This is a genomic window from Roseobacter sp. N2S (assembly GCF_031454055.1).
In the GTDB taxonomy this organism is placed as follows: domain Bacteria; phylum Pseudomonadota; class Alphaproteobacteria; order Rhodobacterales; family Rhodobacteraceae; genus Amylibacter.
The window spans coordinates 17,386-30,975 of the sequence record NZ_JAVDQB010000003.1 but is presented as its reverse complement, the minus strand read 5'-3'; the positions used below and the strand labels follow the sequence as shown (position 1 = coordinate 30,975).

The window sequence follows — 13,590 nt, the reverse complement described above, 5'->3', positions numbered from 1 at the left end:
GCAGCTAAGCTTAAAGGCCCAGCCGAGGGCGGTCGCGGTGTCGTTGGTGAATTGGAAGGCCAAAAAGAGAAAGCGCCCGTCTGGATCACTCCAGCGGGCGCAATTCGGTCACGTGCTTTATGGCAAGCTTCCTAGTGTGTGGTCAAGATGTTTTTTTCCACGGCATCAGTGTCGGCATGGCATCCGTCACCTCATAGGCAATCAAATCCCGCCCCGCCTGGAACGTATACCGCAACTCATCCAGCGCCGCCCACCAGTCCAGATAATTCCGCCGCGCGGAAGCCACTTCGCCCGCAGTGTTCACATAGCGGATCGGGCACCAGTAGACATCCACCGCCCGCGTTCTGTTTGCGACCGTGTAGGTTTCTCGACGAAGTTTCACAGTCTTGGCAAAATCCCCCCGCCAATGGCTGCGCCATTCCACAGGTTCCACATGAGGGTGCGCCCGCGGCATGTAATCGGGCACCGCCCCAACCCGCGCCAGTTCTGCAATCTGCACCGCCATGCCCCGACCACCCCGCGCCACAGGCAGCACCGACAGCGCCGCCGAGACCAGTTCCGCGTCATGGTGCGGTTCCGAGCGGCCACCGCCATCGATGCTGCAGCCGACCCGTGCGCGCTCCAACAGCAGATATTCCATTCCAAACGACGGCGCAGGCTCCGCCCCAAAGCGCCGCTCGCTGTCAAAGTCAATTTGGGCAAACTCCCGTTGGAAGGCCCATTCCACCAGTTGGCGGATGCTGACCTGCTTTTTGCCATTGGGCTGCGCAACACCGCCACCTTTGATCTGCACGCGCATGTTCATGCCTCGGCCCTTTTGGCAATACCTTCCTCAACGAGGCCTTTGGCGATCGACTGGGCATTCCGGTAGGACTTCAGCCAATTCAGCTCTTCGGGCCGCGCCCGCCCGCAGGCGCGGTTTTCTTCAATGCGCACCACGCGGCTTTGATTTGCCTCGGCCTCAACGCCGAGGCGGTGCAGAAAGTTCGGCAATGGCGGTCTGCGGTATTTACTCAGATATTTGCGCAACTCAGCCGCATAGCCACCGCGCAGGGCCTCTTCGCCCGCCCGACTGCGCAGAAACGACAACACCAACTCGGGCTCGGTTGCAGGCTCCGGCTCGATGGAACGGGCCCAGGCATAAACCGTCGCAGGATCCATCCAGCGGTTTTTGTTTTTGCCCAGCAGATTGCCCTCGATCGACAGGCGCAAACTCAGCAACCCCTCTTCGGACATATACCCCAGATTATTGGCAAACCCGCTTTGGGCTTTCTCGAACAATGCCGCCGACATCCCCGCAGGTCGTGCCAATCCCAATTCCGCCAAAGGCTCCAGCACCACCCGCTTCACCCGCGCCGCACCCGTCTCTGTCTGCTCTGCCGTTTCCATTGCCACTGTCCTTTTTCTCAGCAAGTCCAAACTCTCCACCGCCGCTGCCGTTTCTGGCGGGTTCCGGCTGTGTCTTTTCTTTTCATTTCGTTTCTTCTCTTTTCAACGGTCACCAAAACCGGACAAAAAAAAGGAAACCGCCTATCCAACCCCGTAAAACCCCGTGTTTTTCCGTGATTGTTCCGTGACATTCCGTGACTGTTCCGTGACCGTCACGGAAAATCACAGAACAGGTCATGCGGAGAACTCCGCCATAAACTGGTCTAGCGTCTCGCGGATCATCGGCTCGCGGCGCTGGACACCGTCATGGTGCTGCTCGAGCCAATCATTAAACCGCTCGATAAAATTCGGGTTCTTCAGCAGATGTTTGGCGCCAACCGCCGTGACCTTGTCCCGCAGATCCGACAGGCGTTTGTTCAGCTTGCGCAACTCGGCCCGCTCGGAATTGCGCACTTTGGATTTCAGCGCCTCTTGCGCCACCTCTGTCACAACCGGATGGGCATATCTAATTTCGCCATTGTCACAACGCACTCGCGTCCAATTATGAAGCGGCGTGACATCCCGTTTCATAAGGGACTGCCATCGCTCCAGAGGCAGGTTCAAATCAAAGGCCAGCATCCGGTCATCACACGGCAATGTCCCGATCGGCGCGCCGTCTTGGGCCACAAAGAACAGCTGCATGCCAAACCAGCCAACCTCCGGGTCGGCCTTCTTGCGGAAATCACTGCCCCGCCAGCGTTTCAGGTTCCATTGCAGGAAATAATGAGAATCCAGTCGATCACTGGCAGAGATCGGATAGTCTTCAAGGCCGCCCGCATCGAAAAGTTTCACCGCTGGTACTGCCATTATCCCTGCCCCTTAACCCGTTGGAAAAACTTTTCCGATCGCTCTTTAAACAAGCCGTGCAGCCGCAAACTGCGCTGCGACCGCTTGTGATAGAACCGCCCGGCTATCCGCCAGAACACTTTGCCCCCAAAGATCATGCTGCCTCCGCGTCGATCAAATTGAATACCGCCTCAGCCCCCGCCATCACCAAAATGGAGCGGATATAGCGAAAATGCGGTGTATTATCCCCGCGCACCCAGTTCTTCACTGTGCGCGGTGTGACGGTGTGATCGGCCGTGCTCAGCACCTGGGCAGCCAACTCGCACAATTCGTTTTCCGACTGCGCTTCAGGCAAGGCCCGCCACAATGCTTTGCCGACCCATGCAAGGTCTGCATCAACTGTGTGCCGATCCAAATTATTGTTTTTATGTGATTTTTTTCTGAAAGACTTTTCCAACTGTTTACTCCTATGCTGTCCTTGTGAGTGGGACAGAGTATTGGAATGGACAGTCGAAAGGGCAGAAGGGGCCGCAGTCATTGCGCGGCCCCTTTTGTTTTATCAGCCTGATCCGGTTCTCCGGACGGCGGGATGAAATCTTCTGGGCGAAGATCAACATCAAGCCCCCGAGCCATTTCCATAATCTTTCTAATGTGCTTGTAAGGGATCATTCCGTTAGTCCCGCCTCGTTCTCGTGGTGCTTGCCACATCGAAACGCGGGTTCGATGAACACCGACCACTTCAGCAATTGCTTTTGGGCCTCCGAGGGCCAGAATGATTTTTGTAGCTGGTTCCATAAAACTCGTGTAGCGATTATAGCTACATCAAGCAAGGTAATTTGTAGCGAATTTCATTACAGATGAATTTTCTCACAAACGCTACTCTCCTTAGCATGATAGATACGAAGAACCTTCCCTATTCCGAGCTAAACGTTTGGCTGGCCAACGCACTGAATTCGTCCGGCCTGAGCCAATCAGCTCTAGCGGCAAAATTGGATAGATTGGTACAGAAACAGGTGGACCGATCCGTCATCAACAAAATGGTTCTCGGAAGCCGAAAAATATCAGCCGAGGAAATGCTGTCGATTTCCGAGATCACCGGCTTTCCGCTACCCAATGAGACTGAACGGCCCACCGTTGCCGTCGCTGGACAAGTAGGTGCAGGTGCAATGGTTCCTGTTTTTGACGCCTATGAAAAAGGCGATGGCCCACAGGTTGAATGTCCGCCACAACTGTCCTCGCACGGCATTGTAGCCGTCGAGATCGTTGGTGACAGCATGGAACCTGTCTATTCGGATGGGGACCTGCTCTTCTACACCCGCGACACCCCTGACGGAGTGCCGATAGATGTGATTGGGCACAGATGTGTCTGCGAAGACAGCAACGGAATGGGCTGGGTCAAACAGGTACGCATGGGATCGGAACCTGGGCTTTTCAACCTCATTTCTTTGAACCCCAGCGCTGACAATCAGCATAATATAAAACTAAAATGGGCCGCTCGGGTCAGGCTTCACCTTCCGGCTGAACTCGCAAAACGAATTTGACTGGCTCGCGTATTTTGGAACGACAGCTAAGCGCAGACAGCGACCTTTGTAAAGTCACGCGAACGGCCCTTAGCTGCCTTTCACAACAATGTCGGGCGCTGCGGCGCAGCTTCCTTAAACCGGACATTCGTGCATCATGTAGAATTTTAGCATGCCTGAGGTCTGCTTTGTGGACAAAGCGACCCCATCCGAAACAAAGACCAAGGTCCGCTTTCGGATGCGGGTCGAGTGGTAAACATATAAGGGCTACTGCGCCCAAAGGAACGCAGCAGCGCTGGCACCTACGCCATGAAGAACTGATCAGCCGTCACCCCATCTAGTTCAATACTGTGCACGTAATCAGTGGCAGTGCCTTGGAAACTAATAACTAAATCACCATCCCCATTGTGGGTGTGTTGGAAGCCAGTGGGCAGGGCATCAATTTGAAACAGGTTCAATTCCTGGCCGCCAACTGTCAAGCTGTCCACACCGACTTCGAAGTCGGTAATAACGCTGCTTGTCGCTTTATGCTTGATGTTGTTGAACACAAAGCTGTCAGCCCCTTCGTCACCTGTCATGGTATGTCCTGAGCCGTGGCTTAGGGCACCCACGATCAAATCGTCACCTGCGCCGCCATAAGCCTCGTTTTCACGTACATTCAGGAACAAGCGGTCATCGCCTTCGCCACCGTAGTAGGTTGCTCCACTGCTGTATTTGACATTGATCGTATCATTCCCATCCCCACCATAGAACTCGCTGTCCACACTACGCAGGAAGTTGATATTATCGTTACCGTCACCGCCATAAACAAAAAACTCTGAGTATTCATCAGTGATGATGTCGCTATCAGCATCCGTGTAGCCAATGCCCATAGTGTCGTCGCCTGACGTACCATCCCAAGTGCGCTGCTCAATGCGTTCTGCGAGGAAGAAGTCCGCAGCTGTGACACCATCAAGCTCGATGGTGTGAACAAAGCCGTCTGCCGTGCCTTGGAAGTTGATCACCAGATTACCATCGCTGTTGTGGGCGTATTGGAATTCGGCAGGGATCTGGTTGATGTGCATTGCGTTCAGGATGCGACCATCAACCGTTAGGCTATCTACACCCACTTCAAAGTCGGTAATCAAGCTGATGGTGGCTGCCGTTCCTGCATTGGTGAACACAAAGCTGTCCGTTCCTTCACCACCTGTCATCGTGTGGCCAGATCCGTGGCTCAGAGCCCCCGATATCAAATCATCGCCAGCACCACCAAAGGCTTCGTTTTCACGCACACCTAAGAACAAACGGTCATTGCCTTCACCACCGTAGAACGTTGCACCACTGCTGTAATGAACATTGATCGTATCGTTCCCATCGCCCCCGTAGAACTCGCTATCTACACTTCGTGTCAATGTAATATTGTCGTCGCCTTCGCCCGCTTCAATTACAAATTCTGCATATTCATCGGTGATTGTATCACCGCCTGCATCCATGAAACCAACTCCGATCGTGTCGTCTCCAGATGATCCAGCCACAGTTCCAGAGTCATCACCGCCTTCGAGATTTGGTATCTCTGGCACGGTTGTTTCTATTTCACCAATCGTTGGGAGTGTGACATTAAATTCACCAGTCGTAACCAATGAGGTTCCGGTTAAAGAGCCGCCAAGGATGAACCAGTTTCCGATATCCTCAACATCAGAAAACGCTGGGATTTCACTAAAGTTCTCGACACCTATCTGATACGGGTCGTCACTGCCCGGCCACATATCAATTCGTTCACCATCTTGATCCACCAAATAGGTTAACCAGCTGAGTTCCCGAAATCTGTGACCGCCGTTTCCCGGATCAACCCAAGCACTCATAAAGTTGGCAGTAGAAAGGTTCAGCGTGTCTGCAAAATTGTAATCTTCCGCATTCACGTAATGAACGCCGCTGTCATCGATATATTCTCTGACTGTAAAGACTCCATAACTGGCGGCGGCTGCGAAGACGCTAAAGTTAGTCGAGCCCAGAAAGCTTGCAGTGTATTGAGCAACCAATTGTTCAAAGTTGTTTGAGTAATTTAGATCAAGTTGAGTAAGGTGATCAAAGTTCCCATATTCTTCGCCAGAGGAAATTTCTGTAACTGTCTGTTGAACCGTTGTTGTGCCTAGAACACGTTCGAAGTGGCCATAGTCCATGACAATCTGATCAGTACTATCAGCATTCAAAATAATGGCATCAATTTCTGACCAATCAAAGTCTGAAGGCAGGCCTAAATCATTGTAGTCAAACAGATGGAAGTTTTCTTCTGTCAGGTTTGAAACATTGACGGTCATTATGGCGGCGTTTTCGCCACCCGCTGTGTTGAAGCGGTATGTATCTGCCCCACCGCCACCCCAAACAATCGCCGGCCCCAAACCGTTAGTGTTAATTTCGAAAACATCGTTTCCGCTGCCGCCAGCATAAATAAATCCGCCAGCATTAATATTGAATGTATCAACGTTATTTGTGCCAAGCACTGCTTCAATATTGATATAAAGATCACCTTCTGCATCTCCGCCAGACGCAGTTGGCCCACCAAAGGGGTCAACACCAGGAGGGGTTGGCAATGACGGAAGAAGTTCTATTGTCACCCCTGCGCTATTTGGGTCAAACCGAATGACATCAATCCCGCCACCGCCATCAATTTTATCGGCACCCGCACCGCCGATCAAAACATTGTTGCCGTCGTTGCCAATGATCACATCGTTGTAGTCGGAGCCAATAGCGTTTTCGAAATCGTTAAGAGTTACAGTGTTAGCGAAATCAACATTTTCCAGTGCAACATTTTTTGACACATAGCCATTGGTCGAACCAGGGCCAAGATTGATCAAGACACCACCAGTTTCAGTCATGCCATTCGCATCAATTGTATCTCCAACAGATGTATTACCAAAAGCGGACAGAGTAATTTGCACGTTCCCAGTTTCGTTAACAAATTCTGAAAATTTCCCGCTGAGAGAATAAGTGTCATCAAAATTGGTCCCACGATATTGCTCTATTTTTTGAACAATATCTGTGCCCCCAAAGCCGTCTGATACTGCTGCATTCAAACCAGTAATATTTGCCGAAATCCCTGTCTGGCGTGCCCCCAAGGGACTGTTGATTAGAGACAGATAACTTAGAATATCTACACCATCGCCGCCATTAACGTAATCGCTCCCAAGTGAAGCGTAGATCACATCGTAGCCACTGCCAGTGTGCAAAATGTCGTTGGCTGAATTGCCGGTGATGGTGTTGTCAGCAGTGCCAAGGACGATAAGATATTCAACAGTTGATGAGAAACTTCCTAGATCGAGATTGGCGAACGCGTCGTTAATATTGTTGGTCGAATCTACGAACACGATATCAAATGTTTGCTCGTTTAAAGGAGTATAGTCGTAGCCAATTTCTAATTCTGTTGAAGCATTGCCATTCGGAGTGTCAACGCCAGAGTTCGTTGAAGCTCCGCGATAGCTTACTCGAATTGACCCCTCGTCAAGTGCCAATTGAACGCTGTTCTCTAATAATACTTGAGAACCTTTATGTACAGGAAAACCACTCGCGTCCATCAATGTTAACGCGTCTCTTATTTCGTTTGGTGATTGTCCGTCAGGATCGTCATCATTCGCAACTGTATCGGTTCCAAAATGTAGATGTGCTAACTCATGTGCTAAAACAGATTCAGAACTGATGTTTTTTGCAACGCCATTTTGATCAATGAACAGGAATTCCTGCTCCACCCACTCAAAGTCGATAGAAACAACATGGGTATCTAAACCATTTTCATTGTTAACTCCGATGTCAGCACGAGCATTGTTATCTGTAAACTGTATAAGATAATTTCTACTGCTAGAAGCAATTCCATCTAGCATTTGGCGAGCTTCTGCTCCACCATTCTCATACAGGTTTGTTAAAACTGCCGTCGCCTTTATTTGAAACGAGTTGTCCGATCCTGGCGGTCCGTTTGATGAAATCTGAATTTTGTTTAGTACATCTTGAAGTGCCATGAAAATTGCTTTCTTAAATATGAAACTTGATGGTTCTAATTATTCTGAACAGGACCCAAAATAATTCTTTGTTTCTTGGCAATATTCCCGAGCTGAATTTACCGCGAATAGTTTGCTATAAAGCGAGAACATAGATTTGGCCTGCCCTGAAATCGGATCAATATTAGTACATATTGCTGCGTTGACTTCTTTTTGTTTGGCGAAAATCACTTTAGATTTTTCTAATGAAAAGCATGCGTATCGGCCATGAATGAGATGCGTTCGTAACTTGGTTGGTTCGGTGATCAGACCCCAAAGCCGAATTTCACCGTGGTTTTTAAAAACTACATTTCCAAAGCTAGTAACTTTGACGACTTCATCGACAAAATCAGGTTTTAGAATATTTACTTCTGAACTCACTTTCTCAGCAAGTACAAGGCAAGCACCCATTAGCAAAAATTTTAGAAGAAAGATTTTTCTTGCGAACAAAAATATCCCACGTCGACGCAATTTTTTTCCTAACATACAAGTTTCATGGCAAATGAATATCTAAAGTTGAGGATTGTCAAACGTGATTTTTAGCGCCCTTACCCTCCAGACTCACGTATCTACCTCAAAGATCGTATGTACGGCGTTAAAAACCCCACCCCAGAGCGTTTCAACGATCCAGCCGGATGACTGCTCGAGGTCGCATATTACTTGGATGCAACTGAACTTCTGAAAACCGACTCAAACAATATTCTTCCTTTTGTGGATGATTTAGAGAACAAGCCAACACCCAAAAACTGAAGTTCTCTGACGTCCTGAAAAGCTTCAACATCATCACCTCCATTCAACCCTTAGTTGGTTAACATATGTCCCGCACCGCGATGTTCACATTTTGTTATGGAGCCTGATTTCAAGCACGGGTTGTATGAAACTGACATTCGCGGCAACGCAGTAAAACGCAAATTGGGCTCTTTACTGCCATTCGCTGCAATTGGAAACATCGCGTGCTGCCGAACGTCCGCTTCTTCATAAGCGAAAACCAAGTTTCGCGAACGCAGCGAAGGGCCGCTTCCCGCCCTATGTGTCAAACAAGCAGGTCCACTTCGGGCTGATAGCGGTCAGTTTTCGTTATGGAGCGAACCGCAGCCCCCATTGCGTACCTAGAAGGTACCTGCGGATATTGCCATTATATTCACAAGGCAGATACTTCAGGCCGAAGGATCAAGCTCACTACTGACCTGTTCCCCATTAAGGACGCACCACTTCGCTCTTGAAAGGATTTTCTTCCGTCTGCAGCTGGCAGAAGCCAAGCACGTCAATCAGTTTCAAAATCTATGTAGCGATAAACGAAACAATTCCACTTGCATAAAGTAGCGATAATCGCTACTAACCTCTTATCCATACAAGAGGCACTGGCATGACCGCGATCATCATAGAACACCCAAATGCAGCAGTAAGCCGAGACCGCGTCCGCAAACAGCAACGCGCGATTTTCCGCGCCCTATCAAACGCCCGGATAGTTATGGCAAATCCTTGCGAGCATCCGATCCAGATCATTCAAGATGCCGTGCAGGTGCTTAACTATCTCGGGACACCGACAGATCACCTCATGACGCAACAGCGTTGGGATCAATTCCAGCTCCAGTACGCCGCCAGCCATTCACAGGTGGCGCTATGATGGCCCTGATCTTCTCCACCTGCTCCCTGCCCTTTCTGGCAGCCATTGCTGACAGCGGAGTCTTTGACAAACTACTAGCGGCCTTCGACCGGCAAGGCGGTGACCTATGACTAATCGCATGCTGGAACTGGCCAAGGCCGAAGGGCACAAACCGCGTCACAAAATGCCGTCGGCACCTATCAACACGTTCAAGTTTAAAAGCTACAATCAAGAGCGGGCAGAGCAATTCATCGCGCAGTGGCGCGGTGGTCCGTTCACCAGCAAAGACATCGCCACCACGGTCGGCCCTGCAAACGCATCCCGCTGCACCACGGCCAACTACATGGTCACTCAGAACCTCGCGAGACGGGTCGGCAAGCGGGCAGCAACGGCTGTTCTATTCGAACTTTCAGGTGAACCGACATGACCCAGCTCCCCCTCTTCACTATCGTCCGAGACCTTCTCGATCGCATTGACCAGAAAGATACGCCCACCGAGCGTTGGGACTTCCTGGCCAACGCCGCGATTGAAACTGGCGGGCAGATCATAGATCCGATCCAGCAAGGCAGTTGGACAGCTGACGCAACGCTGGCCATCACTGTCTACAATGTCTTCGCACAAGGCGAAAACAAGCAAGCCGTGGTCCGTAATTGGTGCAAGGCAGCCCATTGCATGCTGGAAATCGCAGGGGAGCCTTTGCCAACAATCGATAGCGGCCCCCAGCAGCCACAGCGGCGGGTTTTGCAATGATCACATCGAAACACAAGAGCACCGAGCCACGGCGCCGCTTCAACGATCTACCTTGCGCCCAGCAGGCAGGGATGTTGAGCAACGACGATCGGTTCCAGCGGTTTGCAGCCACCCGCTGCGGTCTGCCAGGTCAGCAATTCAGTCCAAGCGCGACAGCACAATTTCTGCGCGACTGTTGTGGCATCACCAGTCGCAGTCAGTTGAATAATGAACGATCAGCACAAAACAAATTCCAAGCCCTCCGCTCAGACTTTGACGCCTGGCGCAGACGGATCGCAAACTTAAGAAACTGAGCGCCCTCCAATTTATTTGCATGTCAAAAGTTGCTCTCAATCCCCCCCAAAATCAGGGGGCAGCGACAGATACCCGAAGGAAGAACAATGACAAAGGTACTAGAAAAACGCGCGAAGGACGCGGAAGACCTGATCCAATACTATGAAAACCGAGGCCGTGTAGTTACCGGAGTGTCCTTCGCGGGTGCTAAGATACATCTTGATTTTGCCGCGCCCAACGAAAAAGACTTATCCCCTGCGGATCTGGTGAGAATGGATCAATGAAAAAAGACCTGCCTGCATATGTCGTTCGATTGAAAGGCGTTTTGTATTTCAAGCGCCGCAGATGGCCGACACTCAGGTTCGTGTCGCAAGAAGTAGGGCCAGCCTTTTACGCGGAGTACGCCCGAATAACCAACGGCACAGCCCCTAAGAGCAAGTTGTTTTCGGTAAAGAACCTGATTTCAGAATACACGCGTTCAAAACGATTCACCGACCTAAAACCACGTACGCGAGCAGACTATCTTAAATTTCTAAGCCGGTTTGAACGCAATGCTGGCAATTTGTTGGTTGAAGATATTGAGCGCAAACACGTGCTTGCCTGGCAGGATCAGCTTTCGCAATCTGACGGCGCACATTACGCAAACTACTTTGTTAGAGTGATACGTGTCTCTTTTGAATACGCCATCGATCGTGGTCAAATAGCTAGCAACCCCGCAAAAGGGGTTAAATCCATAAAATATAAGACCAGAAAACCACAACCTTGGCCGCAAGAAGCCATCAAATCCGTGCGAGAAACACTGCCCTATGACCATCGGACACGGCTATTATTTGAACTGTTGTACTGCACTGGGCAACGAATTGGTGATGTTCTTTCCGCCAAATGGATAGACATCCACGGGCCCGCTATCTCCGTCAATCAGAACAAGAGCGGCGCTGATCTTGAGCTGATAATAACCGAGGATTTGGCCGAATGCTTGCGCCGCGCACAACGACATCATTCGGTTGAAACTATCCTAGCAAATCATCGCGGAAACGGCCCTTGGTCTTACCGGGGCGCTGCGGATGCAATGATGAAGCTTCGAAAACAGGTCGGCGCAGTGGAACACAACATCCACGACATACGCCACACTGTTGCCTCCGAAATTGCCAGCGCGGGGTTAGATGACGAACATATCCAATCCGTGACTGGCCATACAACAAAAAAGATGGCAGCCCATTATTCGGCCTCGACAAGGCAAAAAACCCGCGCTAAGACAGCCCAATCAGCACGGAACAGAACAAAAACGGACCGTGAATGAGTAGACAAGCGGGTAGAAAAAACACCACCTACCCGCTAAGTCCTTGAAAAGGCGAGTTGGCGGAGTGGTGACGCAGCGGATTGCAAATCCGTGTACACCGGTTCGATTCCGGTACTCGCCTCCATTTAATTTCAATGGCTTAGCGGACGCCCCGCAGACGCGCATTTGAAAATCTAAACAAATGTCTAAACATTCCGTTTTTGTTCTGTTCGTTTTTGCTGTGCTTGAATCGCTCTGATCTTTTGGCGAACCTTCTTTGTATAGTGTTGCACCATGGCCGGACTTTGGCCCGTAACAGACGCAACCAAGTCGTCGCCGCAGCCTGCTTCGACAAGCTCACAAGCCGCGTTATAGCGCCAACTATGAATATCATACTTAAGGGCACCAATAGCCTCTCTGACCTTTCTGACGGCCTGAGAAGCCCCACGATAAGACCAACGGTTCGTTCCACGTTCGTTGGTCAGGATAAAGACAGAATGACGGCTAGCCGCGTTGAGTGCCGCCTGAAGCTCTGGAAGGATAGGAACCCAAAGTTCCTTGCTCGTTTTATTTTGTTTTACGACAAAGCCGCCTTCCTGAATATCAGACCAGCGCATTTCCAAAACGTCACCGATCCTTTGGCCAGTGCCCACGCAAAGCTCCATCACGAGGCGTTCTCTAGTCCCTAGGGCGCAGGTAGACCGATAGACCTCAAGAAGCTCATAGGGCCAAGGTTCACGCTCTGCTTTCTCAGTCTTAAATTCCTGAACGCCCTTTGCTGGATTTGTCTCACGCCAACCAAGGTCGACGCAGTGTTCCATAAGAACGCGCAGGACACGCAAAGAGTAATTAGCAAAGTATATCTTTTCTGCGTTAGTATCCCGTAAACGGATAACATCCTTACGCTTCATATTGGCCGGATTTGCGTCACTCATGATCGAAAGGAAGAATTCGAGGTACTTGTCATAGTCAAGCGCTGTACGAGGCTTAAGCCTTCGGTAACGGGGCGACTTTCGATAATCAGCAACCAGTGCTGCAAAGTTGCGAGACGTCACCCGTTTCGGCATTTCCTTGCCTGCAAGAATGTCGGCATATTCCATCCAGAATTCCGGCGTACCAAACTCATTCGCAAGCTTCAGAGACGGCCAGCCACGTCTTTGGAAGTAAAGGCCGTTTTTCTGTCTATAAATGTGTTTCGGAAGTTCACGTTTTGCCATGGCGCATATCAATCCCCTCGAACTCGTCAAATTCTTGCTCTTTGGAAAGGACGAGCTCAATCTTTCTGCCTTCTATAGTGACACGACTGACCGTTTTTCCAGCTTTCTCAAATATGTTAAGCAAGCTTAGCGCACGTTGTTCGATATTTGAAACTGACATTTCAGCACCCAAACATTTTCCGCGACTGTAAATTCCAATGAATAAGACATTCACAGACCGGAAAGGAGGAGGCGATGCGCCGCAAAGGAGGCATAGCGTTGCTAATCACCTTGAGGTCTGGCTTCATGATAAACCGGTAAGCTTTTACCGGAATGAAACCATTTAATTGTTCTGAAAGAAACCGCGTGATTTTAGCGGCTTGCTCTAGCAAAGCGTTTAATCTGTCCAATACCATAACAAGCCCCTTTTAACTTAAGTTCGCGCGTCCAGTGAGACGAATGGGAAAACCCATGCAAACAGTTCTAGGGGCGAAGTTAGGACAGGAGGAGCTTTGGTTGCAAATCCGCGGATCACAGGAGGTGTCACTAATGCATATGCAGAACTGTAACAAATGAAATAATTCGTTACTATTTTCTCCGTTTGGTGCTCTGTTGTCTGACTAACCGGAGGTCGGTGTCACTAAATGCATATACTGACAAGGAGTAGTGTGTGTGGTGAGGTCGCCTCCTGCCCCCTCCGATCCTGACGTCTACGGGGGTAGGAGGCTTGTGGTTCAGATAAGCG

Annotated in this window: 15 protein-coding genes and 1 tRNA gene; 7 read left to right on the top strand and 9 right to left on the bottom strand. The window is 50.2% G+C overall.

Translation table 11 applies throughout. From position 1 onward, the window contains the following. Positions 1–142: 142 nt before the first annotated feature. From GGE09_RS09280 to GGE09_RS09260, 5 genes are all read right to left on the bottom strand, one after another. On the bottom strand, positions 143–805 hold the full coding sequence (locus GGE09_RS09280; RefSeq protein WP_309745833.1) for a hypothetical protein: 663 nt from the start codon (positions 803–805) through the stop codon (positions 143–145). Then, positions 802–1,389 carry a hypothetical protein gene (locus tag GGE09_RS09275; protein WP_309745832.1) on the bottom strand — a complete coding sequence of 196 codons (588 nt, stop codon included), beginning with the start codon at positions 1,387–1,389 and terminating at the stop codon, positions 802–804. Before GGE09_RS09275 ends, GGE09_RS09280 begins: the two co-directional genes overlap by 4 nt. Positions 1,390–1,623: 234 nt before the next feature. Continuing rightward, on the bottom strand, positions 1,624–2,235 hold the full coding sequence (locus tag GGE09_RS09270; RefSeq protein ID WP_309745831.1) for a hypothetical protein: 612 nt from the start codon (positions 2,233–2,235) through the stop codon (positions 1,624–1,626). Positions 2,236–2,368: 133 nt separating this feature from the next. Further along, a complete protein-coding gene (locus GGE09_RS09265; RefSeq protein ID WP_309745830.1) occupies positions 2,369–2,671 on the bottom strand; it encodes a hypothetical protein in 303 nt (100 codons plus the stop codon). A 77-nt stretch (positions 2,672–2,748) separates the two neighbouring features. Further along, positions 2,749–3,009, bottom strand: coding sequence for a hypothetical protein (locus GGE09_RS09260; RefSeq protein WP_309745829.1), 261 nt, complete (start codon positions 3,007–3,009; stop codon positions 2,749–2,751). A 62-nt stretch (positions 3,010–3,071) separates the two neighbouring features. Between GGE09_RS09260 and GGE09_RS09255 the strand changes: the two genes are divergently transcribed. Further along, entirely contained in the window at positions 3,072–3,755 is a 684-nt protein-coding gene (locus GGE09_RS09255; protein ID WP_309745828.1) for a S24 family peptidase, read from the top strand. A 281-nt stretch (positions 3,756–4,036) separates the two neighbouring features. On the opposite strand, the gene GGE09_RS09250 is transcribed toward GGE09_RS09255, so the two are convergent. After that, complete coding sequence (locus GGE09_RS09250) at positions 4,037–7,723, bottom strand: calcium-binding protein (protein ID WP_157888371.1); 3,687 nt, start codon at positions 7,721–7,723, stop codon at positions 4,037–4,039. A 39-nt stretch (positions 7,724–7,762) separates the two neighbouring features. Next, entirely contained in the window at positions 7,763–8,227 is a 465-nt protein-coding gene (locus GGE09_RS09245) for a hypothetical protein (RefSeq protein ID WP_157888370.1), read from the bottom strand. 880 nt (positions 8,228–9,107) lie between these two features. On the opposite strand from GGE09_RS09245, the gene GGE09_RS09240 reads away from it, so the two are divergent. The 6 genes from GGE09_RS09240 (at position 9,108) to GGE09_RS09215 (ending at position 11,794) form a co-directional block, all read left to right on the top strand. Further along, positions 9,108–9,368 carry a hypothetical protein gene (locus GGE09_RS09240; RefSeq protein ID WP_309745827.1) on the top strand — a complete coding sequence of 87 codons (261 nt, stop codon included), beginning with the start codon at positions 9,108–9,110 and terminating at the stop codon, positions 9,366–9,368. Positions 9,369–9,474: 106 nt separating this feature from the next. Then, complete coding sequence (locus GGE09_RS09235) at positions 9,475–9,774, top strand: hypothetical protein (RefSeq protein WP_309745826.1); 300 nt, start codon at positions 9,475–9,477, stop codon at positions 9,772–9,774. Beyond that, the gene (locus GGE09_RS09230; protein ID WP_309745825.1) at positions 9,771–10,097 is read left to right on the top strand and encodes a hypothetical protein; all 327 of its coding nucleotides are present in this window, start codon (positions 9,771–9,773) and stop codon (positions 10,095–10,097) included. The genes GGE09_RS09235 and GGE09_RS09230 overlap by 4 nt, the downstream gene beginning before the upstream one ends. A 380-nt stretch (positions 10,098–10,477) precedes the next feature. Next, a complete protein-coding gene (locus GGE09_RS09225) occupies positions 10,478–10,654 on the top strand; it encodes a hypothetical protein (RefSeq protein WP_309745824.1) in 177 nt (58 codons plus the stop codon). Then, a complete protein-coding gene (locus GGE09_RS09220) occupies positions 10,651–11,670 on the top strand; it encodes a tyrosine-type recombinase/integrase (RefSeq protein ID WP_309745823.1) in 1,020 nt (339 codons plus the stop codon). Before GGE09_RS09225 ends, GGE09_RS09220 begins: the two co-directional genes overlap by 4 nt. A 50-nt stretch (positions 11,671–11,720) precedes the next feature. Then, positions 11,721–11,794, top strand: a tRNA-Cys gene (locus GGE09_RS09215). Positions 11,795–11,855: 61 nt separating this feature from the next. Here GGE09_RS09215 and GGE09_RS09210 read toward each other — a convergent pair. Both GGE09_RS09210 and GGE09_RS09205 read right to left on the bottom strand, forming a co-directional pair. Then, positions 11,856–12,866, bottom strand: coding sequence for a site-specific integrase (locus GGE09_RS09210; RefSeq protein ID WP_309745822.1), 1,011 nt, complete (start codon positions 12,864–12,866; stop codon positions 11,856–11,858). Next, the gene (locus tag GGE09_RS09205) at positions 12,853–13,038 is read right to left on the bottom strand and encodes a hypothetical protein (protein WP_309745821.1); all 186 of its coding nucleotides are present in this window, start codon (positions 13,036–13,038) and stop codon (positions 12,853–12,855) included. Before GGE09_RS09205 ends, GGE09_RS09210 begins: the two co-directional genes overlap by 14 nt. Between the last annotated feature and the right edge of the window lie 552 nt (positions 13,039–13,590).

Excerpts from the sequence above, each read along its gene's own strand:
- GGE09_RS09280 (WP_309745833.1), bottom strand. The coding sequence starts at position 805 with ATGAACATGCGCGTGCAGATCAAAGGTGGCGGTGTTGCGCAGCCCAAT.
- GGE09_RS09275 (WP_309745832.1), bottom strand. The coding sequence starts at position 1,389 with ATGGAAACGGCAGAGCAGACAGAGACGGGTGCGGCGCGGGTGAAGCGG.
- GGE09_RS09270 (WP_309745831.1), bottom strand. The coding sequence starts at position 2,235 with ATGGCAGTACCAGCGGTGAAACTTTTCGATGCGGGCGGCCTTGAAGAC.
- GGE09_RS09260 (WP_309745829.1), bottom strand. The coding sequence starts at position 3,009 with ATGGAACCAGCTACAAAAATCATTCTGGCCCTCGGAGGCCCAAAAGCA.
- GGE09_RS09255 (WP_309745828.1), top strand. The coding sequence starts at position 3,072 with ATGAATTTTCTCACAAACGCTACTCTCCTTAGCATGATAGATACGAAG.
- GGE09_RS09250 (WP_157888371.1), bottom strand. The coding sequence starts at position 7,723 with ATGGCACTTCAAGATGTACTAAACAAAATTCAGATTTCATCAAACGGA.
- GGE09_RS09245 (WP_157888370.1), bottom strand. The coding sequence starts at position 8,227 with ATGTTAGGAAAAAAATTGCGTCGACGTGGGATATTTTTGTTCGCAAGA.
- GGE09_RS09240 (WP_309745827.1), top strand. The coding sequence starts at position 9,108 with ATGACCGCGATCATCATAGAACACCCAAATGCAGCAGTAAGCCGAGAC.
- GGE09_RS09235 (WP_309745826.1), top strand. The coding sequence starts at position 9,475 with ATGACTAATCGCATGCTGGAACTGGCCAAGGCCGAAGGGCACAAACCG.
- GGE09_RS09230 (WP_309745825.1), top strand. The coding sequence starts at position 9,771 with ATGACCCAGCTCCCCCTCTTCACTATCGTCCGAGACCTTCTCGATCGC.
- GGE09_RS09225 (WP_309745824.1), top strand. The coding sequence starts at position 10,478 with ATGACAAAGGTACTAGAAAAACGCGCGAAGGACGCGGAAGACCTGATC.
- GGE09_RS09220 (WP_309745823.1), top strand. The coding sequence starts at position 10,651 with ATGAAAAAAGACCTGCCTGCATATGTCGTTCGATTGAAAGGCGTTTTG.
- GGE09_RS09210 (WP_309745822.1), bottom strand. The coding sequence starts at position 12,866 with ATGGCAAAACGTGAACTTCCGAAACACATTTATAGACAGAAAAACGGC.